Source organism: Streptomyces sp. NPDC093984, assembly GCF_044764595.1.
Classification (GTDB): Bacteria; Actinomycetota; Actinomycetes; order Streptomycetales; family Streptomycetaceae; genus Streptomyces; species Streptomyces cynarae.
Genome location: NZ_JBIWIM010000004.1, coordinates 589985 through 613213 on the forward strand (window position 1 = coordinate 589985; position 23229 = coordinate 613213).

19 protein-coding genes and 1 tRNA gene are annotated in these 23229 nt (G+C 70.8%); 8 read left to right on the forward strand and 12 right to left on the reverse strand.

Annotation, left to right across the window (positions count from 1 at the left end; all coding sequences use genetic code 11):
- From cydB to ACIRC0_RS18680, 3 genes are all read left to right on the forward strand, one after another.
- The gene (gene cydB, locus ACIRC0_RS18670; RefSeq protein ID WP_403617225.1) at nucleotides 1–1020 is read left to right on the forward strand and encodes a cytochrome d ubiquinol oxidase subunit II; all 1020 of its coding nucleotides are present in this window, start codon (nucleotides 1–3) and stop codon (nucleotides 1018–1020) included.
- Between the two features lie 52 nt (nucleotides 1021–1072).
- On the forward strand, nucleotides 1073–4576 hold the full coding sequence (gene cydD, locus ACIRC0_RS18675) for a thiol reductant ABC exporter subunit CydD (RefSeq protein ID WP_403617226.1): 3504 nt from the start codon (nucleotides 1073–1075) through the stop codon (nucleotides 4574–4576).
- 187 nt (nucleotides 4577–4763) lie between these two features.
- Complete coding sequence (locus ACIRC0_RS18680) at nucleotides 4764–5723, forward strand: peptidoglycan DD-metalloendopeptidase family protein (RefSeq protein ID WP_403617227.1); 960 nt, start codon at nucleotides 4764–4766, stop codon at nucleotides 5721–5723.
- 114 nt (nucleotides 5724–5837) lie between these two features.
- Here the strand turns inward: ACIRC0_RS18680 and ACIRC0_RS18685 are convergent, their stop codons facing one another.
- The 4 genes from ACIRC0_RS18685 to ACIRC0_RS18700 all read right to left on the reverse strand — a co-directional run bounded on the left by ACIRC0_RS18685 (nucleotide 5838) and on the right by ACIRC0_RS18700 (nucleotide 10308).
- Nucleotides 5838–6725: an HAD hydrolase family protein gene (locus tag ACIRC0_RS18685; protein ID WP_403617228.1), complete on the reverse strand. Its 888-nt coding sequence runs from the start codon at nucleotides 6723–6725 to the stop codon at nucleotides 5838–5840.
- 77 nt (nucleotides 6726–6802) lie between these two features.
- Nucleotides 6803–7705 carry an LLM class flavin-dependent oxidoreductase gene (locus ACIRC0_RS18690; protein WP_403617229.1) on the reverse strand — a complete coding sequence of 301 codons (903 nt, stop codon included), beginning with the start codon at nucleotides 7703–7705 and terminating at the stop codon, nucleotides 6803–6805.
- Nucleotides 7706–7780: 75 nt separating this feature from the next.
- The gene (locus ACIRC0_RS18695; RefSeq protein WP_403617230.1) at nucleotides 7781–8341 is read right to left on the reverse strand and encodes an RNA 2'-phosphotransferase; all 561 of its coding nucleotides are present in this window, start codon (nucleotides 8339–8341) and stop codon (nucleotides 7781–7783) included.
- 212 nt (nucleotides 8342–8553) lie between these two features.
- A complete protein-coding gene (locus tag ACIRC0_RS18700) occupies nucleotides 8554–10308 on the reverse strand; it encodes an SDR family oxidoreductase (protein ID WP_403617231.1) in 1755 nt (584 codons plus the stop codon).
- Nucleotides 10309–10569: 261 nt separating this feature from the next.
- Between ACIRC0_RS18700 and ACIRC0_RS18705 the strand changes: the two genes are divergently transcribed.
- The 5 genes from ACIRC0_RS18705 (at nucleotide 10570) to ACIRC0_RS18725 (ending at nucleotide 14424) form a co-directional block, all read left to right on the forward strand.
- Nucleotides 10570–11532: an ABC transporter ATP-binding protein gene (locus tag ACIRC0_RS18705; protein ID WP_403617361.1), complete on the forward strand. Its 963-nt coding sequence runs from the start codon at nucleotides 10570–10572 to the stop codon at nucleotides 11530–11532.
- Complete coding sequence (locus ACIRC0_RS18710) at nucleotides 11522–12430, forward strand: ABC transporter permease (RefSeq protein WP_403617232.1); 909 nt, start codon at nucleotides 11522–11524, stop codon at nucleotides 12428–12430. Before ACIRC0_RS18705 ends, ACIRC0_RS18710 begins: the two co-directional genes overlap by 11 nt.
- Nucleotides 12427–13338 carry an ABC transporter ATP-binding protein gene (locus ACIRC0_RS18715; protein ID WP_403617233.1) on the forward strand — a complete coding sequence of 304 codons (912 nt, stop codon included), beginning with the start codon at nucleotides 12427–12429 and terminating at the stop codon, nucleotides 13336–13338. The genes ACIRC0_RS18710 and ACIRC0_RS18715 overlap by 4 nt, the downstream gene beginning before the upstream one ends.
- A gap of 10 nt (nucleotides 13339–13348) precedes the next feature.
- The gene (locus ACIRC0_RS18720) at nucleotides 13349–14068 is read left to right on the forward strand and encodes an ABC transporter permease (RefSeq protein WP_403617234.1); all 720 of its coding nucleotides are present in this window, start codon (nucleotides 13349–13351) and stop codon (nucleotides 14066–14068) included.
- 140 nt (nucleotides 14069–14208) lie between these two features.
- Nucleotides 14209–14424, forward strand: a complete 216-nt coding sequence (locus tag ACIRC0_RS18725; RefSeq protein WP_103837239.1) for a hypothetical protein — start codon at nucleotides 14209–14211, stop codon at nucleotides 14422–14424.
- 13 nt (nucleotides 14425–14437) lie between these two features.
- Here the strand turns inward: ACIRC0_RS18725 and ACIRC0_RS18730 are convergent.
- The 8 genes from ACIRC0_RS18730 to ACIRC0_RS18765 all read right to left on the reverse strand — a co-directional run bounded on the left by ACIRC0_RS18730 (nucleotide 14438) and on the right by ACIRC0_RS18765 (nucleotide 23130).
- Nucleotides 14438–14523 (reverse strand) — tRNA-Ser (locus tag ACIRC0_RS18730).
- A 323-nt stretch (nucleotides 14524–14846) separates the two neighbouring features.
- The gene (locus ACIRC0_RS18735) at nucleotides 14847–15677 is read right to left on the reverse strand and encodes an HAD family hydrolase (protein WP_403617235.1); all 831 of its coding nucleotides are present in this window, start codon (nucleotides 15675–15677) and stop codon (nucleotides 14847–14849) included.
- Nucleotides 15674–16951 (reverse strand): serine--tRNA ligase, encoded by a 1278-nt coding sequence (gene serS, locus ACIRC0_RS18740; RefSeq protein WP_403617236.1) that lies wholly within the window; start codon nucleotides 16949–16951, stop codon nucleotides 15674–15676. The genes ACIRC0_RS18735 and serS overlap by 4 nt, the downstream gene beginning before the upstream one ends.
- 519 nt (nucleotides 16952–17470) lie before the next feature.
- Nucleotides 17471–18403 carry a prephenate dehydratase gene (pheA, locus tag ACIRC0_RS18745; RefSeq protein WP_403617237.1) on the reverse strand — a complete coding sequence of 311 codons (933 nt, stop codon included), beginning with the start codon at nucleotides 18401–18403 and terminating at the stop codon, nucleotides 17471–17473.
- 102 nt (nucleotides 18404–18505) lie between these two features.
- Nucleotides 18506–19756 carry an iron uptake transporter deferrochelatase/peroxidase subunit gene (gene efeB / locus ACIRC0_RS18750; RefSeq protein WP_403617238.1) on the reverse strand — a complete coding sequence of 417 codons (1251 nt, stop codon included), beginning with the start codon at nucleotides 19754–19756 and terminating at the stop codon, nucleotides 18506–18508.
- A gap of 8 nt (nucleotides 19757–19764) precedes the next feature.
- Entirely contained in the window at nucleotides 19765–21918 is a 2154-nt protein-coding gene (locus ACIRC0_RS18755) for a copper resistance protein CopC (protein ID WP_403617362.1), read from the reverse strand.
- A 58-nt stretch (nucleotides 21919–21976) separates the two neighbouring features.
- On the reverse strand, nucleotides 21977–22429 hold the full coding sequence (locus ACIRC0_RS18760) for a copper chaperone PCu(A)C (protein WP_403617363.1): 453 nt from the start codon (nucleotides 22427–22429) through the stop codon (nucleotides 21977–21979).
- Between the two features lie 26 nt (nucleotides 22430–22455).
- Complete coding sequence (locus tag ACIRC0_RS18765) at nucleotides 22456–23130, reverse strand: SCO family protein (RefSeq protein ID WP_403617239.1); 675 nt, start codon at nucleotides 23128–23130, stop codon at nucleotides 22456–22458.
- Nucleotides 23131–23229: the final 99 nt, after the last annotated feature.

The following is a 23229-nucleotide window of genomic DNA, read 5'->3' on the forward strand; positions in this document are numbered from 1 at the left end:
ATGCAACTTCACGACGTCTGGTTCGTCCTTATCGCGGTCCTCTGGATCGGCTACTTCTTCCTGGAGGGCTTCGACTTCGGGGTCGGCATCCTCACCAAGCTGCTGGCCCGCAACCGCCCCGAGCGGCGGGTACTGATCAACACCATCGGTCCGGTCTGGGACGGCAACGAGGTATGGCTGCTCAGTGCGGGCGGCGCCACGTTCGCCGCCTTCCCCGAGTGGTACGCCACGCTCTTCTCCGGCTTCTACCTGCCGCTGCTGGTCATCCTGGTCTGTCTGATCGTGCGCGGTGTCGCCTTCGAGTACCGGGCGAAGCGGCCCGAGGAGAACTGGCAGCGGAACTGGGAGAACGCGATCTTCTGGACCTCGCTGATCCCGGCGTTCCTGTGGGGCGTGGCCTTCGCCAACATCGTGCGGGGTGTGAAGATCGACCAGCACCTGGAGTACGTGGGCAGCGTCTGGGATCTGCTCAATCCGTTCGCGCTCCTCGGCGGCCTGGTCACGCTGGCTCTGTTCACCTTCCACGGGACGGTGTTCACCGCACTGAAGACCGTCGGGGACATCCGGCAGCGGGCTCGGAAGCTGGCTCTGGGCATCGGGTCGGTCACCGCCGGGCTGGCGGTTCTCTTCCTCACCTGGACGCAGATCGACCAAGGGGACGGCAAGAGCCTGGTCGCCCTGGGCGTGGCGGTGGCCGCGCTCGTCGCGGCGCTCGTGGCCAACCAGGCAGGGCGCGAGGGATGGTCGTTCGCGTTCTCCGGCGTCACCATTGTGGCCGCGGTCACCATGCTGTTCCTGACGCTCTTCCCGAACGTCATGCCGTCCACGCTGAACGCGGACTGGAGCCTGACGGTGAGCAACGCCTCGTCGAGCCCCTACACCCTGAAGATCATGACGTGGTGCGCCGGGATCGCCACGCCGATCGTCCTTCTCTATCAGGGCTGGACCTACTGGGTGTTCCGCAAGCGCATCGGCACCCAGCACATCGCCGCCGACACGTCCGCCGGTGCCGTGCACTGAATCTGGTGGGGCGGGGTGTTTCACGTGAAACACCCCGCCCGGACCGAAGGGCATGTTTCACGTGAAACCGATCGATCCACGACTGCTCCGCTATGCGCGGGCCACACGCTTCTTCCTCGGGGCGGTCATCGGCCTGGGCGCCATCGGCGCGGCTCTGGTCATCGCCCAGGCGATGCTGATCGCCGAGGTGGTGGTCGGCGCCTTCCAGCGCCACCATGCGATCAGTGAACTCCGCGCGTCTCTGTTGCTTCTGGCGGCCGTGGCGGTCGGACGCGCCCTGGTGTCCTGGCTCACCGAACTCTCCGCCCACCGCGCGAGCGCGGCGGTGAAGTCGGAACTGCGGGCGAGGCTGCTGGAGCGAGCCGGGGCCCTCGGTCCCGGATGGCTCAGCGGGCAGCGAACCGGTTCGCTGGTCGCTCTGGCCACACGGGGAGTCGATGCCCTCGACGACTACTTCTCGCGCTATCTGCCGCAGTTGGGGCTCGCGGTGGTGGTACCGGTGGCGGTGCTGGCGCGGATCGTCACCGAGGACTGGGTCTCGGCGGCGATCATCGCCGGCACTCTGCCGCTGATCCCCCTCTTCATGATGTTGATCGGCTGGGCGACACAGACCCGGATGGACCGTCAGTGGCGGTTGTTGTCGCGGCTGTCCGGGCACTTCCTCGACGTGGTCGCCGGACTGCCGACGCTCAAGGTGTTCGGCCGGGCCAAGGCTCAGGCCGAGTCGATCAAGCGGATCACCGGCGAGTACCGGCAGGCGACCATGCGGACGCTGCGCATCGCCTTCCTGTCGTCCTTCGCGCTGGAGCTCCTGGCGACGATCTCGGTCGCGCTCGTCGCCGTCGAGATCGGTATGCGGCTCGTCCACGGCGACATGGACCTCTACATCGGGCTGGTCATCCTGGTGCTGGCCCCGGAGGCATATCTGCCGTTGCGGCAGGTGGGGACGCAGTACCACGCGGCGGCGGAGGGGCTCTCCGCAGCCGAGGAGATCTTCGCGGTGCTGGAGACTCCGGTACCGGCCTCCGGTGAACGGCGCGTCCCGGACGGGCCGATCGTCTTCGAGGAGGTGACCGTCCGCTATCCCGGGCGGTCGTCCGCCGCGGTGTCCGACGTGTCGCTCACCGTCGCGCCCGGTGAAACGGTGGCCCTCGTGGGACCGAGCGGAGCGGGCAAGTCGACCCTGCTGAACGTACTGCTCGGATTCGTGCCGCCCACCGAGGGGCGCGTACGGGTCGGGGGAGTCGATCTCGCCTCGGCCGATCTGGAGGAGTGGCGCTCACGGATCGCCTGGGTGCCGCAGCGGCCTCATCTGTACGCGGGCACGATCGCCGACAACGTACGGCTGGCGCGCCCGGACGCGGACGACACGGCGGTACGAAGGGCGCTGGCCGACGCCGGGGCGCTTCCGTTCGTGGACGCGCTGCCCGAGGGGATCCGCACGGTGCTCGGCGAGGACGGTGCGGGCCTCTCCGCCGGGCAGCGGCAACGGCTCGCCCTGGCACGGGCGTTCCTCGCGGACCGGCCGGTGCTGCTGCTGGACGAGCCGACGGCGTCCCTGGACGGGGCGACCGAGGCGGAGATCGTGGAAGCGGTGCGCCGTCTCACCGTCGGGCGGACCGTCCTTCTGGTGGTGCACCGGCCGGCACTGCTCGGATTGGCGGACCGGGTGGTGCGGCTGGAGGCGGAGCAGCACGTCACGTCGAGTCTGCTCGCGCAGGCCGGCCCCGAGCCGCGCCCGCGCCGCGAGACGCTGAGCACGCCACCTGCCCAAGGGGAGCCGGCCCCTGTCCCGCCCCCGGTGAGGCGCGGTGGCGTGCTCGCCCGAGTCCGTGCCATGGCCGGACCCCGTCGTGGGCGGCTCGGCCTCGCCCTGGTGCTCGGGAGTCTCGCGCTCGGCAGTGCGGTGGGGCTGATGGCCACCTCCGGTTGGCTGATCTCGCGGGCCTCCCAGCAGCCGCCGGTGCTCTATCTGATGGTGGCCGTCACGGCCACGCGGACGTTCGGGATCGGACGGGCCGTGTTCCGGTACGCGGAGCGGCTGGTGTCCCACGATGCCGTCCTGCGCATGCTGGCCGACACCCGCGTCGCCGTCTTCCGGCGCCTTGAGCGGCTGGCCCCGGCGGGGCTGCGCACGGCCCGGCGGGGCGACCTGTTGTCCCGGCTGGTCGCCGATGTGGACGTCCTGCAGGACTACTGGCTGCGCTGGCTGCTGCCCGCGGGGGCCGCGTTCGTCGTGTCGGCCGGTTCCGTCTGCTTCACCGCCTGGCTGCTGCCCGAGGCCGGTGCCGTCCTCGCCGTCGGGCTGCTCGCCGCCGGGGTGGGTGTGCCCCTGGTGACGGGGGCCGTGGCACGCCGGGCGGAACGGAGGCTGGCGCCCGCCCGGGGCGTACTGGCGACCCGGGTGGCCGAGCTGCTGACCGGAACGGCCGAGTTGACGGTCGCCGGTGCGCTGCCGGCGCGGACCGCTCGGACACGGCAGGCCGACGCAGCGCTGACCTGCATCGCCTCCCGCGCCGCCACCGCGACGGCGCTCGGCGACGGGCTCACCGCGCTGGTCACCGGGCTGACCGTCGCGGCCTCCGCTCTCGTGGGCGCACAGGCCGTCGCCGAGGGGCGGCTCGACGGGGTGCTCATGGCGGTCCTGGTGCTCACGCCCCTGGCCGCGTTCGAGGCGGTCCTGGGGCTGCCGCTCGCCGTGCAGCACCGCCAGCGGGTGCGCCGGAGCGCCGAGCGCGTCCACGAAGTGCTGGACGCCCCGGAGCCCGTACGCGAACCCGAGCAGCCGCAGCCGGCTCCCCCCTCGCCCTTCCCGCTCGTCCTGCAAGGGCTCACCGCCCGGTACGACGGGCAGCGGCGGGACGCGCTCAGCGGCTTCGACCTCACCCTCGAACAGGGCCGCCGGGTCGCCGTGGTCGGCGCCTCGGGCGCGGGCAAGACGACCCTGGCGCAGGTCCTGCTGCGGTTCCTGGACGCGGACGCCGGCACGTACACGCTGGGCGGCGCGGACGCCTACACGCTCGACGGCGACGACGTACGGCGCCTGGTCGGACTCTGCGCGCAGGACGCCCACCTCTTCGACAGCTCGGTGCGGGAGAACCTGCTGCTCGCGCGGAAGGACGCGAGCGAGACGGAACTGCGGGACGCGCTCGCGCGGGCCCGGCTCCTCGACTGGGCGGAGGCGCTGCCCGACGGCCTGGACACCCTGATCGGCGAGCACGGCGCCCGGTTGTCCGGCGGTCAGCGGCAGCGGCTGGCCCTGGCCCGCGCCCTGCTCGCCGACTTCCCCGTCCTGATCCTCGACGAGCCCGCGGAACACCTCGACCTGCCGACGGCGGACGCGCTCACCGCGGACCTGCTCGCCGCCACCGAGGGCCGTACCACCCTGCTGATCACCCACCGGCTGGCCGGACTCGAGGGGGTCGACGAGGTGATCGTCCTCGCGGAGGGCCGGGTGGTCCAGCGGGGCGGCCATGGCGAGCTGGCGGCGGTGGAGGGGCCGTTGCGGGAGATGCTCGAGCGGGAGGCCCAGGGGGACCTGCTGGGAGCCGGATGAGGGACGCCGCTGGGCCATCCGTGGCCGGGCGTTCCTCCAGCCGCAGGACGTCAACAGGACTGGGCCCGCGACACGGGCCACGATCGTTGACATGCATTCATCCTGTCGGCGAGCCTTGCTCGTTTCGGTTGTGCTGTCCGCGTTCACGACGCTTCCGGCCCGGTCCGCTGTGGCCGGGGGCGCGACGGTGGGCGACGGTGCAGATTCCTCCGCCGCCATACGGGTGGCGCGGTTGTACGACGAAGCCGCCGTGGTGGCGCGGCAGTACGAGACCGGGCTCCGGGAAGCCGAGAAGCAGCGTGCCCGAGCGCGGCGTGACGAGAGACTCCTCATACGGGAGCGTCGGCTGGGCGCGGCCCTCAGCAAGGATCCGGACCTGATCGCGCGCGCCCAGTACCACCAGAGCGTGGCTCCCCCATATGTGCCACAGACACTCCTCCCCGACACTGCGCTGAAGTTGATGCGAAGTCAGCACTCACTCACGGGAGGGGATCGCGCCGCCGCGAACGCGGTCGTCGGTATCCACAGGGTGGAGGACCGCCTCGCCGCAGACCTGGCCGAGGCGTCGGCGCTGTCGCGGCGGCTGCAGAAGCGGAAGGCCGAACTGGCGGACAGAAGACGGATCCTCCAGGCGAAGCTGGAGGAGGCACGGCAGGTCCTGCAGAGGCAGGCCGACGCGACCGCCGCCACGGGATCGTGCCGGGGCGCCGTCCATCTGGGCCGGCCGCGTCAGAGGACCCACCGCGCCTGGGGGGCGCCGGTGGAGTCGTACAGGCTGTCCGCTCCGTTCGGCAGCGGAGGCGGCCACTGGGCGCACCGGCACACCGGCCAGGACTTCGCGGTCCCCATCGGGACACCGGTGCGAGCAGTCGGCGCCGGGAAGGTGGTGCGGGTGGCGTGCGGCGGCGCCTTCGGGATCGAGGTCGTCATCCAGCACCCGGGCGGCTACTTCACCCAGTACGCCCATCTCGCAGCCGTCACCGTCGACCAGGGAGAACCGGTGGCCACCGGCCAGTGGATCGCCCAGTCCGGCACGACGGGCAACTCGACCGGTCCGCACCTGCACTTCGAGGTCCGGGTCACTCCGGAGTGGGGGTCGGGCATCGATCCGGTGCCGTGGCTGACGGCACGGGGCGTACGACTCTGAGAGCCGTACGCGAGGAAGCCGCCGCCCGATGGACGGTCCCGGCGATCTATGACCGCGGGTGGCCTTCGACCGCCGGCGATCTATGACCGCGGGTGGCCTTCGACCGCCGGCGATCTACGACCGCTCCGCGAGAATTCGCTCGATCACCACGGCCACGCCGTCGTCGTTGTTGGCGACGGTCCGCCCCGACGCGGCGGCGACCACGTCCGGGTGGGCGTTGCCCATCGCGTAGGACTGTCCCGCCCAGGTGAGCATCTCCACGTCGTTCGGCATGTCACCGAAGGCGACGACCTCCTCGTGGGAGATGCCGCGCTCAGCGCAGCACAGTGCGAGGGTGCTCGCCTTGGAGACGCCCGGGCCGCTGATCTCCAGCAGGGCGCTGGGGCTGGACCGGGTGATGGTGGCGCGGTCGCCGACGGCGAGGCGGGCCAGGGTGAGGAAGGCGTCCGGGTCGAGCTGCGGGTGGTAGGCCAGGATCTTGAGCACCGGCTCGCGGGCGCCGGGGGCGTCCGGGGCCAGCAGTTCCTCGGCGGGTGCGAGCAGGTCCGGGATCTCCATGTGCAGCTTCGGGTACGCCGGCTCCTGGTAGAAGCCGTACGTCTGCTCGACGGCGTAGACCGTGCCGGGAGCGGCGTCCCGCAGCAGCCGTACCGCGTCGAGCGCGTTCTCCCGGGCCAGCTCGCGGACCTTGACGAAGCGGTGGGCGCCGGGGCCGCCGTGCAGGTCGACCACGGCCGCGCCGTTGCCGCAGATCGCCAGTCCGTGACCGTGGACGTGGTCGCTGACGACGTCCATCCAGCGAGCGGGCCGGCCCGTGACGAAGAACACCTCGATCCCGGCCTCCTCGGCGGCGGCCAGCGCGGCGACGGTCCGCTCGGAGACCGACTTGTCGTCGCGCAGCAGAGTGCCGTCGAGGTCGGTCGCGATCAGCCGGGGCGGGAGAGTGGAGGCCGGGGTCTCGGACTGTCGGGTCGCTGAGGTCACCGGCCCATTCTGGCGCATATGCCCGCACGGCCGTGCGAGACCTCGCACATCTGAGTGGTGACACTGCTCACCAGCGCCGTCACGTCGCGTCATGCTCAGCCCAGCTGCGCCGGGGCCTCCAGGGCGATCTGCTCGAAGACCTTCTGGTCCGCCGCGAAGTCGGAGTCGGGGATGGGCCAGTGGATCACGATGTCGGTGAAGCCCAGCTCCGCGTGCCGGCCGGCGAAGTCGACGAACGCGTCCAGGGACTGAAGCGGACGGCCGCGGTCCGGGGTGAAGCCGGTGAGCAGGACCTTGTCGAGTTCCGCCACGTCACGCCCGACCGCGGCGCAGGCGTCGGCCAGCTTCTCGGTCTGCGCGCGCAGAGCCTGCAGGGACTCCTCCGGGGTACCGGTCTCGTACAGCTTCGGGTCGCCGGTCGTCACCCATGCCTGACCGTGGCGGGCGGCGAGCTTCAGGCCGCGCGGGCCGGTCGCGGCGACCGCGAAGGGCAGCCGGGGGCGCTGTACGCAGCCCGGGATGTTGCGCGCCTCGTGCGCGGAGTAGTGCGTCCCCTGGTAGGTGACGGAGTCCTCGGTGAGCAGCCGGTCGAGCAGCGGGACGAACTCGCCGAACCGGCCGGCGCGCTCGCGCGGGGTCCACGGCTCCTGGCCGAGCGCGGTGGCGTCGAAGCCGGTGCCGCCCGCGCCGATGCCCAGCGTGATCCGGCCGCCGGAGATGTCGTCCAGGGAGATCAGCTCCTTGGCGAGGGTGACCGGGTGCCGGAAGTTCGGCGAGGTCACCAGGGTGCCGAGGCGCAGCCGGTCGGTGACGGCGGCCGCGGCCGTCAGCGTCGGCACGGCTCCGAACCAGGGGCCGTCGCGAAAGGACCGCCACGACAGGTGGTCATAGGTGAACGCGGTGTGGAACCCGAGCTGCTCCGCACGCTCCCAGGCGGAACGCCCGCCCTCGTGCCAGCGGACGTACGGCAGGATCACGGTGCTCAGACGCAGACTCATGCCTCGAGCGTAAGGGAGCCGGGGAGTGGTCGTGGGCGGGATTGATCAGAAAAGCCCGGGAATCGCAGCCACGGGTCAGTGTTGCTCTGGGAAACGCAGGTAGTGCGGCGGGACGGCCTTGGTGAGCCACACCCCGTTCTCGCTGACGTGGAAGACATGGCCGTCGCGGTGCATGGCGCCGGCGTCCACGGTCAGCACCACCGGGCGGCCGCGGCGGGCGCCGACGCGGGTGGCCGTCTCGCGATCCGGGGAGAGGTGTACATCGTGCCGGCCCATGGGCCTCAGGCCCTCGGCACGGATCGTGTCCAGGTTGCGGGCCACAGTCCCGTGGTAGAGGTAGGCGGGCGGAGTCGCCGGGGGCAGCCCCAGGTCGACGTCGACGCTGTGGCCCTGGCTGGCGCGGATGCGGGTGCCCTCGATCGCGAAGCGCTTCTTGTCGTTGGTGGCGACCACCCGGTCCAGTTCCTCGCGGGTGATCGGGAAGCCGTGGGCGGCCGCCGCGGCGAGCAGCGTGTCGATCTCCACCCAGCCACCGTGCTCCAGCGTGATCCCTATGAGCTCCGGCTGGTGCCGCAGGTGCTTCGAGAGGTACTTCGACACCTTCACGGTACGTCTGTCGTCATTCCTTTCCGTCATCTTTCCAGCCTGCGGGAGAGACGGGGATCACGCACTTGATTTTGTTCCTGATGTTTGATCCACAACCAACCCAGGTTATCCACAAGGAAATTGACGACTCTGTGGACAACTGCGGGGCGTCTTGGCGGTGTTCGCCAAGTAAGTTGTATATGCAGCCGATTGGCCAACCGGGCTGTGAGAGACGATGGTTCGCCAACTCCCTTGGCAATCGGTCACAGTGGCGGATCGATCCGCGCGATCGTGCGCAACACCCCCGGCGCGATGCGGGACAGCAGTCGCGCGCTCCGTGCTTCCGGGGTGACCGGTACGACCGCCTGGTTGCGGACCACCGCCCGCAGAACCGCGTCGGCGACCCTCTCCGGTCGGTAACCACGCAGTCCGTACAGCAGGTTGGTCCTCTTCTGCCGTCGCCTCTCCTCCTCCGCGTCCACGCCCACGAACCGCGCCGTCGACGTGATGTCCGTGTGGACGAACCCGGGACAGATCGCCGACACTCCGATGCCGCGCCCGGCCAACTCCGCGCGCAGGCACTCGCTGAGCATCAGGACGGCCGCCTTGGACGTGCTGTAGGCCGGCAGCACCTTCGACGGCTGGTAGGCGGCCGCCGACGCGACGTTGACGATGTGGCCGCCCTGACCGCGCTCGGCCATCTGCTTGCCGAACAACCGGCAACCGTGAATGACACCCCACAAGTTGACGTCGAGGACCGTGCGCCAGTCCTCGGCGGTGGTGTCGAAGAAGGAACCGGACAGGCCGATCCCGGCGTTGTTCACCAGGACGTCCACCACCCCGTATGCGGCGGCGACCTTATCGGCGAGCTTCTCCATCGCCTGCTCGTCGGAGACGTCGACCGTTTCCGCCCACGCCTGCCGAGCACCGCCCCGCCGGGCCAACTCGGCCGTCCGGGCGGCGCCTTCGCCGTTTCGGTCGACCACCACCACACGCGCTCCGGCCTTGGCGAACGCGACCGCCGTGGCCCGCCCGATGCCGCTGCCCGCACCCGTCACCAGCACGAGCTGCCCGCCGAACCGCTCCGCGTACCGCCCGCTCCCGACGGGCGCCGAACGGCCGTTCTCCACGGCGGTCACGAACTCCGCGATCCAGGCAGCGACTTGGTCGGGCCGCGTGCGCGGGATCCAGTGCTTGTCCGGCAGCGTGCGGCGGATCAACCGCGGTGCCCACCGCTCCAGTTCGTCGTAGAGGTGCTCCGACAGGAACGCGTCCCCCAGCGGCGTGATGAGCTGCACGGGCGCGTGCGCGTATGCGTCGGGGCGCGGGTCGCGCAGCCTGGGCCGTACGTTGTCCCGGTACAGCCAGGCGCCGTTGGCCGCGTCCGTGGGGAGCGACGGGGTCGGGTAGTCGCCGCCGGGCAGCCGCTCGGCGCGCCGCAGGATCCCGGGCCAGCGTCTGCCGAGCGGTCCGCGCCAGGCCAGCTCCGGCAGCGCGGGGGTGTGCAGCAGGTAGACGTACCAGGACCTGGCGCCCTGGCCCAGCAGCTGGCCGACGCGGCGCGGGGTCGGACGACGGACCCGCCGCTTGATCCACTGCCCGAGGTGGTCGAGGGACGGCCCCGACATCGATGTGAACGACGCGACCCGGCCCTCGGTGCGCCCGGCGGTGACGAACTCCCACCCCTGCACCGAGCCCCAGTCGTGCCCCACCAGGTGCACCGGGCGGCCGGGACTGACCGCGTCGGCGACCGCCAGGAAGTCGTCCGTCAGCTTCTCCAGCGTGAAACCGCCGCGCAGCGGCTTCGGCGCCGTCGACCGGCCGTGGCCGCGGACGTCGTAGAGCACGACGTGGAAGCGGTCGGCGAGGCGGGGCGCCACCTCGGACCAGACCTCCTTGCTGTCCGGGTAGCCGTGCACGAGCACCACCGTGGGCCGCGCGGGGTCGCCCAGCTCCGCCACGCACAGCTCGATCCCGCCTGTCCGCACCCGGCGCTCGCGCGCCCCAGTGAGAGCCACTCGTCCCCCTCTTCCGTCACCGGCACCTGGTGTGTCACGTCATACCGGCGAATGTGGCAGTTGTTAGAGATGGCGTCAACAGCGGTCCCGCCGTCTGTGGAAAACCACCGTGATGCGGACAATGCGCCACCCCTCCCGCGCTCGTCGCCGTTCGACCTGAGGGTGACCCCTACGGGCCCGTAATACTCGAGTCGGACCCCCAGACAGCTCTGCGGTCTGACGACGGCAGTGGTCCGCGTCACTACCGTCGATGTCGTGACTGTGATCGCGACCGAAAGCCTGAGCAAGCGGTTCCCGAGGGTGACCGCGCTTGACCGGCTCTCCGTGGACGTGGGACCCGGCGTGACCGGACTCGTCGGAGCGAACGGAGCCGGCAAGTCCACTCTGATCAAGATCCTGCTGGGTCTGTCCCCCGCCACCGAGGGCCGCGCCGAGGTGCTCGGCCTCGACGTCGCCACCAAGGGCGGCGCCATCCGCGAGCGCGTCGGATACATGCCCGAGCACGACTGCCTGCCGCCCGACGTGTCGGCCACCGAGTTCGTCGTGCACATGGCCCGCATGTCCGGCCTGCCCCCGACCGCCGCCCGCGAGCGCACCGCGGACACCCTGCGCCACGTCGGCCTGTACGAGGAGCGCTACCGCCCCATCGGCGGCTACTCCACCGGCATGAAGCAGCGCGTCAAGCTCGCTCAGGCCCTGGTCCACGACCCGCAGCTGGTGTTCCTGGACGAGCCGACCAACGGTCTCGACCCGGTCGGCCGCGACGAGATGCTCGGCCTGATCCGCCGCGTGCACACCGACTTCGGCATCTCGGTGCTGGTCACCTCGCACCTGCTGGGCGAGCTCGAGCGCACCTGCGACCACGTCGTCATCATCGACGGCGGCAAGCTGCTGCGGTCCAGCTCGACCCGCGACTTCACCCAGACCACCACGACCCTCGCGATCGAGGTGACCGACTCCGACGAGCACCCGGACGGCACCCGCGCGGTGCGCGACGCGCTCCACGCGCGCGGGGTGACCACGCAGGACGGCACCGGCCTGCCGGGCTCCGGCCACATCCTGCTGCTGACCGCGGAGGGCGAGCAGACGTACGACCTCGTCCGGGACGTCGTCGCCGACCTCGGTCTCGGCCTCGTCCGTATGGAGCAGCGCAGGCACCACATCGCGGAGGTCTTCAAGGACAGCGACGCCGAGCGGAAGGAGGCGGTCGGTCATGGCGGTTGAGCAGCCCCTGGCCCACGAGGCCGAACAGACCCGGATCCACAACATCGGCTACCGCTCGTACGACGGCCCGCGCCTGGGCCGCGCCTACGCCCGCCGTTCGCTGTACTCGCAGTCCCTGCGCGGCGCCTACGGCCTCGGCCGCTCGGTGAAGTCCAAGGTGCTGCCGATGCTGCTGTTCGTCGTGATGTGCGCCCCCGCGCTGATCATGGTCGCGGTCGCGGTCGCCACCAACGCCAAGGACCTCCCCGTCCAGTACACGCGCTACGCGATCATCATGCAGGCCGTCATCGGCCTCTACGTCGCCTCGCAGGCACCCCAGTCGGTCTCGCGCGACCTGCGCTTCAAGACCGTTCCGCTGTACTTCTCCCGCCCCATCGAGACCGTCGACTACGTCCGCGCCAAGTACGCGGCGCTGGCGTCGGCGATGTTCATCCTGACGGCCGCGCCCCTGCTCGTCCTCTATGTGGGCGCACTGCTCGCCAAGCTGGACTTCGCCCACCAGACCAAGGGATTCGCCGAGGGGCTGGTGTCCGTGGCCCTGCTCTCCCTGCTGTTCTCCGGAATCAGCCTCGTCATCGCGGCGGCGACGCCCCGGCGCGGCTTCGGTATCGCCGCCGTCATCGCCGTCCTGACCATCTCCTACGGAGCCGTCTCCACCATCCAGGCGATAGCGGAGGTCCACTCGGGCAACTCCACGCCCCTGGTGTGGATGGGCCTGTTCTCGCCCATCACCCTCATCGACGGGGTGCAGACCGCCTTCCTCGGCGCGAACTCCTCCTTCCCCGGCGGGCACGGACCCTCGACCGCACAGGGGGTCGTCTTCTTCCTGGTCGTCCTCGGACTCATCGCCGGCAGCTACGGCCTGCTGACGCGCCGCTACCGAAAGGTCGGACTGTGACCACGCTCACCATCGACCACGTCTCCCGCTGGTTCGGCAACGTGGTCGCCGTCAACGACGTCACGATGACCATCGGCCCCGGAGTCACCGGCCTGCTGGGCCCGAACGGCGCCGGGAAGTCCACCCTCATCAACATGATGGGCGGCTTCCTCGCCCCCTCCACCGGCTCCGTCACCCTCGACGGCCGGCCGGTGTGGCGCAACGAGGAGATCTACCGGCACATCGGCATCGTCCCCGAGCGGGAGGCGATGTACGACTTCCTCACGGGCCGCGAATTCGTCGTCGCCAACGCCGAGTTGCACGGACTCGGCGCCAAGGCCGCCCAGCGGGCCCTTGCCACGGTCGAGATGGAGTACGCGCAGGACCGGAAGATCTCCACGTACTCCAAGGGCATGCGGCAGCGCGTGAAGATGGCGTCCGCACTCGTGCACGACCCGTCGCTGCTGCTGCTCGACGAGCCGTTCAACGGCATGGACCCGCGCCAGCGCATGCAACTCATGGAGCTGCTGCGGCGCATGGGCGCCGAGGGTCGCACCGTGCTGTTCTCCTCCCACATTCTCGAAGAGGTCGAGCAGTTGGCCTCGCACATCGAGGTGATCGTCGCCGGACGGCACGCGGCGAGCGGCGACTTCCGTAAGATCCGCCGCCTGATGACCGACCGCCCGCACCGCTACCTGGTGCGTTCCAGCGACGACCGGGCACTCGCCGCCGCGCTGATCGCCGACCCGTCGACCTCCGGTATCGAGGTCGACCTCGCCGAGGGCGCCCTGCGTATCCAGGCGATCGACTTCGGCCGGTTCACGACGCTGCTGCCGAAGGTCGCGCGCGAGCACGGCATCCGGCTGCTCACGGTCTCGCCGTCCGACGAGTCCCTCGAGTCCGTCTTCTCGTATCTGGTCGCGGCGTAGGAGGCCGAAGATGTACGACCCCACAGTCGCCCGCCTCACCTACCGCGGCCTGCTCGGCCGCCGCCGGGCCCTCATTCTCGGCGCGCTGCCCGTCCTGCTGATCGTGATCTCGGCGGTCGTCCGGGCGCTGACCGGCGCCGACGACCAGGTCGCCCACGACGTCCTCGGCGGGTTCGCCCTGGCGACCATGGTCCCGATCATCGGCGTCATCGCGGGCACCGGCGCGATCGGGCCCGAGATCGACGACGGCTCGGTGGTGTACCTGCTGGCCAAGCCGGTGAAGCGGTCCACGATCATCTTCACCAAGCTGATCGTCGCGATCGCCGTCACCATGGCGTTCTCCGCGCTGCCCACGTTCATCGCTGGCCTGATCCTCAACGGCAACGGCCAGCAGATCGCGGTCGCCTACACCGTGGCGGCGCTCGTCTCCTCCATCGCCTACGCCGCGCTGTTCCTGCTGCTCGGCACGGTGAGCCGGCACGCGGTGGTGTTCGGCCTGGTCTACGCGCTGGTCTGGGAGGCGCTCTTCGGCTCGCTGGTCTCCGGGGCGCGCACGCTCAGCGTCCAGCAGTGGTCGCTGGCCGTGGCCCACAAGGTCTCCGACAGCTCCCTGGTCACCTCGGACGTGGGGCTGCCCACCGCCACGGTCCTGCTGGTCGTGGTGACCGTGGCCGCCACCTGGTATGCGGGGCAGAAGCTGCGGACGCTGACGCTGGCGGGCGAGGAGTGACAGTCCCTGCGGGGCTGGAGCCGGGGCCTCGATGGCGGCCCCGGTCTTCTTTCTCTTTTCGAAGCCTTTTTTGACAGGAGTTTCACACCTGCCTGGGCACACTGGGCGAAGGGGATGCACAGCAGGGGAAAGGACCGGGGATGACTGCGGACGAGGCCGGGGAGACCTGGGACGGCGTCGAGTTCGACGAGGACTTCATACGGTCCGCGTCGACCAGGGAACCGTCCGCGCGCGCCCGGATGCTGGCAGCGCGCTGGCGCAACGAGGCGCCCGCCCCCCAGCCGTGGCGCTCGGACGAGCCGCCCGCCGGCTGGTTCTTCAGCAAGGCGCGGCGCCGCAGGTGGCGGCGGCGGTAGCGGTCAGGTTCTGCGGAGGATGCGCGGATCGAACGCGCGCGGGGGTTGACCCCGACCACGGCTTAGCAAGCCGGTGCCTTTCCACTCGGCCAATCCTCCGGGTGGGCGGCCCACGCGAGGTGCTCGCGCGCTCGAAGCGGCCGCCCCGGGCAGCTCCCCGTGCGGGGCGGGCTCGACGGAGGGGTAACTACTCCGGAGCCCGCCGCGGGCTGCCCTGCAGGGAGCTCGGCGTACTGTCGTGCATGGACATCGCCCAGCTCCTCTCCCAGAACGTGGCGCCGGCCTGATCCGGCGTCGCGAACATGACTACTGTGCCCGTTCGCCGAATCGGGCGCCACTGAATAAAAGTCGCGTAGTCCGGCTTCCCGGACGCTCGACCAGGGCCCTCGCGACGCCGAGTTGATCCGAAAGAAAGACAGGCCCTAGCCGAGCAACCGCTCGAGCACCACCGCGATGCCGTCCTCGTCGTTGGTCAGCGTCACCTCGTCCGCGACCTCTTTCAAATCCGTGTGCGCGTTGGCCATGGCCACACCGTGGGCCGCCCACGCGAACATCGGTATGTCGTTGGGCATGTCGCCGAAGGCGATCGTCTCCGCGGCCTTCACACCGAGGCGGCGTGCCGCCAGGGACAGGCCCGTCGCCTTGCTCAGGCCGAGGGGGAGGATCTCCACGATGCCCTCGCCCGCCATAGTCACCCCGACGAGACCGCCGGCGGCCTGCTGCGCCGCCTCGGCGAGTTCGTCGTCGCTCAGGGTCGGGTGCTGGAGGTAGACCTTGTTCAGCGGCGCCGACCACAGGTCCGCCGCGTCCTTGATCGGCTGGTAGGGCAGCGGCCCGTCGTGCACCCGGTAGCCGGGGCCGACCAGTACCTCCCCCTCCAGGCCGTCCCGGCTCGCCGCCAGCAGCAGCGGGCCCACCTCCGCCTCTATCTTGGCGAGGGCCAGACCCGCTATCTGCCGGTCAAGCGTCACCGACGTCAGCAGACGGTGCTCGCCCGCGTCGTAGACCTGCGCTCCCTGGCCGCACACGGCGAGACCCCGGTAGCCGAGGTCGTCGAGGACGGGGCGCGTCCAGGGGACCGCGCGCCCGGTGACGACGATGTGCGCGGCGCCCGCCGCGGTGGCCGCGGCGAGCGCCTCCCGTGTGCGCTCCGAGACCGTCTCGTCGGAGCGCAGGAGCGTCCCGTCGAGGTCGGTCGCGATCAGCTTGTAGGGAAACGTGGACGGAAGACCGGCGTGTTCGCCCGTGCTCACTTGGCCACGGGCTCCAGCAGCTCCCGGCCGCCCAGGTAGGGGCGCAGGATCTCGGGCACCCGCACCGATCCGTCGGCCAGCTGGTGGTTCTCCAGGATCGCCACGATGGTGCGCGGTACGGCGCACAGCGTGCCGTTCAGCGTCGCCAGCGGCTGCACCTTCTTGCCGTCGCGCATGCGGACCGCCAGCCGGCGCGCCTGGAAGGTGTCGCAGTTGGAGGCCGAGGTCAGCTCGCGGTACTTGCCCTGGGTCGGGATCCAGGCCTCGCAGTCGTACTTCCGCGACGCCGACGCGCCGAGGTCACCGGTCGCCACGTCGATGACCTGGAACGGCAGCTCGAGCGAGGTCAGCCACTGCTTCTCCCACTCCAGGAGCCGCTTGTGCTCGTTCTCGGCGTCCTCGGGGTCGATGAACGAGAACATCTCGACCTTGTCGAACTGGTGCACGCGGAAGATGCCCCGCGTGTCCTTGCCGTAGGTGCCGGCCTCGCGGCGGAAGCACGGCGAGAAGCCCGCGTAACGCAGCGGCAGTTTGTCCGCGTCGATGATCTCGTCCATGTGGTACGCCGCGAGCGGGACCTCGGAGGTGCCGACCAGGTAGAAGTCGTCCTTCTCCAGGTGGTACACGTTCTCGGCGGCCTGGCCGAGGAAGCCCGTGCCCTCCATGGCGCGCGGGCGGACCAGGGCCGGCGTCAGCATCGGGGTGAACCCGGCCTCCGTGGCCTGCGCGATGGCCGCGTTGACCAGCGCGAGTTCCAGCAGGGCGCCGACACCCGTCAGGTAGTAGAAGCGCGAGCCGGAGACCTTCGCGCCGCGCTCCACGTCGATCGCGCCGAGCCCCTCGCCGAGCTCCAGGTGGTCCTTGGGCTCGAAGCCCTCGGCGGCGAAGTCGCGGATGGTGCCGTGCGTCTCCAGGACGAGGAAGTCCTCCTCGCCGCCGACCGGGACGTCCGGGTGGACCAGGTTGCCCAGCTGGAGCAGGAGCCGCTTGGTCTCCTCGTCGGCCTCGTGCTGCTCGGCGTCGGCGGCCTTGACGTCGGCGGCCAGCTGGCTCGCCTTCTTCAGCAGCTCGGCCTTCTCGTCGCCGGTGGCCCTGGGGATCAGCTTGCCGAGCGCCTTCTGCTCGGAGCGGAGTTCGTCGAAGCGGACGCCGGACGACCTGCGCCGCTCGTCGGCGGAGAGGAGGGCGTCGACGAGCGCGACGTCCTCACCACGGGCGCGCTGGGAGGCGCGAACACGGTCGGGGTCCTCACGGAGCAGGCGAAGGTCAATCACCCCTCAAGGCTACCGGTGCGGAGTTCCGGGACACGACCGCGTATTCCCATCCGCGGGGCATGGTTCCGTTATGGGGCGATTACGCAGTCGTCAATAAAAGAGCGCCGGTCGCCGGAAAGGGGCGGCTTGTCAACGGATCGTTGACCCGACTTCCTTGAGCTGACCCGGATTTCCGGTTCGCTCGTCCACAGGCGTCCACAGACCCCGAAGGGTTATCCACAGGCTGTGCGGAAGATCTGTGGACACCGGAGGTGATCATTCCGAAAGCTCTGCGGGGAGCGGAGAATTCCAGGTTCAAACCGCCGTCATCCGCACTTTCGGGTGGAAAGGGGTCGCTCCAACGGGTTGATCGAAAGGAACAGGTGGACAACTGTGGCGTACGCGATGGTGGACGGACGGGGGGTCCGTAGAGCGATTTGTCGACTCACCGGTGCCGTGCTGTCGACTTGTCCCCAGATCGAGAAGGCCGCCTGTGGATAACTTCTGTGGACAACGAAAATCTGCAGGTAGGACGAGACGCTAGAACCGGCCGTCCTGGCAGCGCGCCACCCAGTCCGCGGCCGACACGAACTCGTCGTCCGACGTCCCCGGCAGCGGGGCCCGCACGGCGTCCGGCTCGATGTCCGCCCGCGGGTAGGAGCCGAGGAACCGCACCTGCAGACAGATCCGCTTCAGCCCCATCAGCGCCTCGGCGACCCGGCGGTCCGAGATGTGGCCCTCGGCGTCGATGCAGAAGCAGTAGTTCCCGATGCCGGCTCCCGTCGGGCGGGACTGCAGCAGCATCAGGTTGATGCCCCGCACGGCGAACTCGCCCAGCAGGTCGCGCAGCCCACCGGGGTGGTCGTCACGCTGCCACAGCACGACGGAGGTCTTGTCCGCGCCCGTCGGTGCCGCCGGCCGGGCGGGCCGGCCGACCAGCACGAACCGTGTCTGCGCGTTCTCCGCGTCGTGGATGCCGGTCTCCAGCGCCTCAAGGCCGTAGCGGGCGGCGGCGAACTCACCCGCGAACGCCGCGTCGTAGCGGCCCTCCTGGACCAGGCGGGCGCCGTCCGCGTTCGACGCCGCCGACTCCCAGACGGCGTCCGGGAGGTTGGCCTTCAGCCAGTTGCGCACCTGGGGCTGGGCGGCGGGGTGCGCGGTGACCGTCTTGATCTCGGAGAGCTTCGTGCCGGGGCGGACGAGCAGCGCGAAGGTGATCGACAGGAGCACCTCGCGGTAGATCATCAGCGGCTCGCCCGCGACCAGTTCGTCGAGCGTGGTGGTGATGCCGCCCTCCACCGAGTTCTCGATCGGCACGAAGGCGGCCTCGGCCTCGCCGCTGCGGACGGCGTCGAGCGCCGCCGGGACGGACACCATCGGGACGAGCTCACGGGTCGCGGCCTCGGGCAGCGTACGGAGGGCGACCTCGGTGAAGGTGCCCTCGGGACCGAGATACGCGTAGCTGGCTGGCATGCCCTCACCCTAATGCGCCGTGCCGCCGCTCGGCTCGCACCTGGGGAAAGGGCACCCCATCGAGGGCCTGCCCCGGCCGACCTGATCCGAGGATGACAGGCCCTATCCCTCCAGCAGTCGCTGTCCGACGTACTCCCCCTTCGCCGCGCCGCCCGGCACCGCGAACAGGCCGCTCGCCTCGTGGCGGATGAACTGCGACAGCGCGTCCCCCCGGTCGAGCTTGCGCTGCACGGTCACGAATCCGCGCAGCGGATCCGCCTGCCAGCAGATGAAGAGCAGGCCCGCGTCCGGTGTCCCGTCCGCGTCGAAACCGTCGTGGTAGGAGAACGGGCGGCGGAGCATCGCCGCGCCCCCGTTCTGGTCGGGCCGGGTGATCCGTGCGTGGGCGTTGATCGGGACGACCAGCTTGCCGTCGGCGCCGGTCTTCTCCAGGTCCATCTCGGTGGTCTCGGTGCCGCCGCTGAGCGGTGCCCCGTCGGACTTGCGGCGGCCTATGACCTCCTCCTGGGCCTTGAGCGAGAGCTTCTCCCAGTCGTCGAGGAGCATGCGGATGCGGCGTACGACGGCGTAGGAGCCGTTCGCCATCCACGCCGGGTCGCCGGACGCGGGCACGAAGACGCGCTGGTCGAAGTCGGCGTCGCCGGGTTTGGGGTTGCGGGTGCCGTCGATCTGGCCCATGAGGTTGCGGGCGGTCATGGGGTGCGCGGTCGCGCCCGGCGAGCGGTTGAAGCCGTTCATCTGCCAGCGCAGCCGGGCCGCGCCGCCCGCGTCCTTCTGGATCGCGCGCAGGGCGTGGAAGGCGACGAGCGCGTCGTTGGCACCGATCTGCACCCACAGATCGCCCTCGCTGCGGGACTTGTCGAGGTGGTCGGAGGAGAAGTCGGGCAGCGGGTCCAGGGCGTCCGGGCGCTGATTCTCCAGTCCGGTGCGGGAGAAGAAGCTGTGTCCGAAGCCGAAGGTGATCGTCAGGGAGGAGGGGCCGGCGTCACGGGCGACGTCGGTGTCGTCGTGCGCGGCCGGTTCGCCCGCCATCAGCCGCTCGGCGGTGGTGGACCAGCGGCGCAGCAGCGCGGCGGCCTCCTTGCGGCCGGCGCCCGCCGCCAGGTCGAAGGCGACGAGATGGCCGCGGGACTGGAGGGCGTCGGTGATGCCGGGCTGATGTTTCCCGTGAAACATCACCCGGTCCGCGCCCAGCGAGGTCAGCGGAGCGCTCTTCTCGGCGGGCGCGGCGGCGTATCCGGCGGCCCCGCCCGCGGCCCCGAGCGCGAGGCCGGTGGCGCCCGCGGTGCCGAGGAGCCGTCGCCGTGTGATGGCCGCTATGGGGGTGGTGGTGTCGGTGGACTGGTCAGCCATCGTGGGGTTCAGCCGATCTGCGCGTTCTTGTTCACGGTCACTTGGTCGATGTCGGAGGTCCGCACGGTCACCTCGATCTTCCAGTCGCCCGCCATGGGGATCTGGACACCGCTCGCCGACCAGTGGCCGGTGGCGACGTGGTCGGGCGCGATCGGCAGCGGTCCGATGTCCTTGGCCTGAAGCGTGAAGGCGACCTTCACCTCCGGGACGTCGAAGGCCTTGCCGTTCGGGCGCGTCACATAGACGTGCAGCACGTTGCCGCCGACGCGGGCCGGGTCGAGGGTGAGCCGCACGGTGCCCTTGCCGTCCTGGCCGCCCGTGTCGAAGGGGATCTTCAGCGACAGGGACCCGGAGCGCTGCGATGCGGAGGAGGCGGTGACCGCCTTGGCCGCCTCTTCCGTGCGCCCGGGTTCCGTGGTGGTCAGCGCGGTGGTGACGGCGAGCAGGACGACGGCGACCGCCGCCTCGGCGAGGACGGAGCGCCGCAGCCCGGTACGGACGGGGTCGGCGTCCCGGACCCGCTTGGCGCGTGCGGCGGCCACGGCGGCCCGCTGCCGGGCGAGCTGGGCGGCACGCTCGGAGTCACCGGACCCCGCGGACGCCTTGCCGGGCGCTCCGGCCGGACGGGTGGCGCCTTCCGCGCGGGAGACTTCCGGCCCGCTGGCCTTGGCAGACGTCTGGTCGACCGGCATCTGCTCAGCCGATGCCGATGCCGATGCCGATGCCGATGTCGATGTCGATGTCGATGTTGATGGCGATGCGGATGCGGATGCGGATGCCGACGCCGACGTCTGCGCCGCGACCGTCGCCCGCTTCTTCTGGGCCGTGTCCTCCGCGACGTCGGCCGCGGCGTCCGCCAGCCGCGCCGTCCACCGCCGTGAGATCCACGCGATCCCGATGAGGACGGCGACCAGGCCGACCTTCACGAGCAGCAGCTGCCCGTACGTCGTCCCGGTCAGCGCCGACCAGGAGCCGACCTGGCGCCAGGACTGGTAGACCCCGGTCGCGGCCAGTGTCACGACGCTGCCGAACGCGAGGCGCGAGAAGCGCCGTACGGCTGTCGCCCCGATCGACGGCGCCCGGTACAGCGCGACGAGCAGCGTGGCGAGGCCGCCCAGCCAGGCGGCGACCGCCAGCAGGTGCAGGACGTCGACGGGCATCGCGATGCCGGTCTGGATGCCGGTCGAGGCGTGTTCGGCCATCGCCCAGGTCGCCGCGAGCCCCGCCGCGATCACGGTTCCGCCGATGGCGAGCCCGAAGGTGAGGTCCCGCTTCTCGGCGGACGGGTCGACTGCGCCCTCCTCGGCATCCTCATCGGGGGCGCCCTCCCCGGCATCCACCTCGGCGGCCGCATCCTCCGCGTCCCGCCTCACGTAGGCCCCGAACAGCACCGCGATGAACAGCGCCCCGGCCGCGAGCAGCAGCAGCCGGGACACCAGCGCCGCCCCCGCCTTGGTCTGCAGCACCTGCCCGATCAGGGACAGGTCGAAGATGTCGGCGACCTTGCCCGAGCCGGTGTACGAGCCGCGCAGGAGCAGCAGCGCGAGGGTGGCCGAGGTGAGCGCCACCCACCCGGAGACGACGAGCCGCTGCACGGCCCGCACCCCGGCGCCCCGCTGCCAGCAGGCGAGCACGAAGGCCGCTCCGCCGATCAGCACGATGTACCCGGCGTAGGAGACGTACCGCCCGATCCCGTAGAGGGTGCCGACGACCCCGCCGCCCACGGTCGGACCGGAGGCGGAGACCGTGGTCGCGGAGGGGGCGCCGACGGAGAAGGTGAAGGCTCCGGAGACGGGGTGGCTGTCGGCGGACACCACCTGGTAGGTGACGGTATAGGTGCCGCCCGGGAGCCCCGGCCGCAGCTGCACGCCGTAGGTCGTGCCGCTGAGGTCGGTCGGCTTCCCGGTGTCGACGCGCTGCCCCCGGGGGTCGAGGACGCGCAGCGAGCTGTCGGAGAACGCGACCTGCTCGGAGAAGGTGAGCGTGACCTGGGTGGGCGCCTTGTCGACCACCACTCCCTGCGCGGGGTCGCTGCCGAGCAGCGCGGCGTGCGCGGAGGCGGGTGCGGCCCCGGTGAACAGCCCGCCTGCGACGGCGAGCAGCAGCGTCAGCAGCAGGCGGGCCGCGCGGATGCGGACCGTGCGCCGGGACGCCGTATGGATGGTGCTCGGGACGGCGCGCCCGCCGGGAGCGATGGCCTGCGTCACGGTGATGCCTCCCTCAGTGGCCGGTCTTCGGGTTGTACGTCGCCGGCTTCACGGGCATCTCGACGGTGACCGTTCCGGACTTCGCGAAGTGCAGCTGTACGGACACCTTGTCGCCCTGTTTCGGCTTGTGGCTGAGCTTTTCGAACATGAGGTGGTTGCCACCGCTGGTGAAGTCCAGCTCGCCGTGCGCGGGCACGGCGAACGACTTCTCCTCCTCCATCGCGCCGCCCTGGGTGGAGTGCAGCGTGATGTCGCCGGCGAGACCGCTGGTGACGGAGGTGAGGGTGTCGGAGCCACCGGAGTTGGTGACGGTGAAGAAGCCGGCCGCCATGTCGGCGGTGACGGGCTGGGGCATGTATGCGCCGGTGACCTTCAGTTCCGGCTTGGCGGAGGAGCCGCCCGAGTCGCCGCAGCCGACGAGCACCAGCCCGCCGCAGCCGGCGAGGACCATCCCCGCCGCCAGCATCGCAGCGGGCCCGCCGAGGCGGCGGTTCACGGGTTCTCCCCCTTGATGATCTTGGGTATGTCGCGGATGTAGTCGTCGACGGTGGCGTCCTGGCCGTAGACCACGTAACCCCCGTCGGTCTTCGGCGAGAACGCGATGACCTGGGTGCCGTGGGTGGAGACGATCTGGCCGTCCTTGTCCTTCTTCGGCGGCTCGATGCTGATGCCGAGGGTGCGGGCGCCGGCCTGGATGGTGGAGAAGTCGCCGGTCAGGCCCACGATGGAGGGGTCGATGCCCTTGAGCCAAGTGCCGAGTGCCGAGGGGGTGTCGCGCTCCGGGTCGGTGGTGACGAAGACGATCCGCAGCGAGTCCTTCTGCGCCTGGGTCAGCTGCTTGCTCTTGTCCACCTCCTTCTTGGCGACGGCGAGGTTGTTCATCGTCAGCGGGCAGACGTCGGGGCAGTGGGTGTAGCCGAAGTAGATCAGCGTCGGCTTGTCCTTGGTCTGCGCGCGGAGGTCGTACTTCTTGCCGTGGGTGTCGGTGAGGACGAGGTCCGGCTTCTCGAACGGCTGGTCCAGCACCGTTCCGGCCTTGTCGGAGCCGGGCTCCGCGGAGACGACGGCGACCGGCTTGTCGCCGCTGTCGCCGGACCCGCAGGCGGTGAGGGTGAGCGCGGCGGTGGCCAGGAGCGCGGCCGCTGCGAACGTCTTCTTGGTGCGCATGGAGAAATGTCCCAGATGTCAGTGCTTACGGGTGCGCCGGGGCCGTACGTGTCGCGTCACCGCGCTTCGTACGACCCCTGCGCGTGCCCGGAGGCGGGA

What these genes read in the sequence shown, in the direction of transcription:
- cydB (WP_403617225.1), top strand. Translation starts at nt 1, where the DNA reads ATGCAACTTCACGACGTCTGGTTCGTCCTTATCGCGGTCCTCTGGATC.
- ACIRC0_RS18690 (WP_403617229.1), bottom strand. Translation starts at nt 7,705, where the DNA reads ATGAGTCTGCGTCTGAGCACCGTGATCCTGCCGTACGTCCGCTGGCAC.
- ACIRC0_RS18720 (WP_403617234.1), top strand. Translation starts at nt 13,349, where the DNA reads ATGTACGACCCCACAGTCGCCCGCCTCACCTACCGCGGCCTGCTCGGC.
- ACIRC0_RS18710 (WP_403617232.1), top strand. Translation starts at nt 11,522, where the DNA reads ATGGCGGTTGAGCAGCCCCTGGCCCACGAGGCCGAACAGACCCGGATC.
- ACIRC0_RS18760 (WP_403617363.1), bottom strand. Translation starts at nt 22,429, where the DNA reads ATGCTGGCGGCGGGGATGGTCCTCGCCGGCTGCGGCGGGCTGGTGCTC.
- ACIRC0_RS18725 (WP_103837239.1), top strand. Translation starts at nt 14,209, where the DNA reads ATGACTGCGGACGAGGCCGGGGAGACCTGGGACGGCGTCGAGTTCGAC.
- pheA (WP_403617237.1), bottom strand. Translation starts at nt 18,403, where the DNA reads ATGCCAGCCAGCTACGCGTATCTCGGTCCCGAGGGCACCTTCACCGAG.
- efeB (WP_403617238.1), bottom strand. Translation starts at nt 19,756, where the DNA reads ATGGCTGACCAGTCCACCGACACCACCACCCCCATAGCGGCCATCACA.
- ACIRC0_RS18765 (WP_403617239.1), bottom strand. Translation starts at nt 23,130, where the DNA reads ATGCGCACCAAGAAGACGTTCGCAGCGGCCGCGCTCCTGGCCACCGCC.
- cydD (WP_403617226.1), top strand. Translation starts at nt 1,073, where the DNA reads ATGTTTCACGTGAAACCGATCGATCCACGACTGCTCCGCTATGCGCGG.
- ACIRC0_RS18695 (WP_403617230.1), bottom strand. Translation starts at nt 8,341, where the DNA reads ATGACGGAAAGGAATGACGACAGACGTACCGTGAAGGTGTCGAAGTAC.
- ACIRC0_RS18685 (WP_403617228.1), bottom strand. Translation starts at nt 6,725, where the DNA reads ATGCGCCAGAATGGGCCGGTGACCTCAGCGACCCGACAGTCCGAGACC.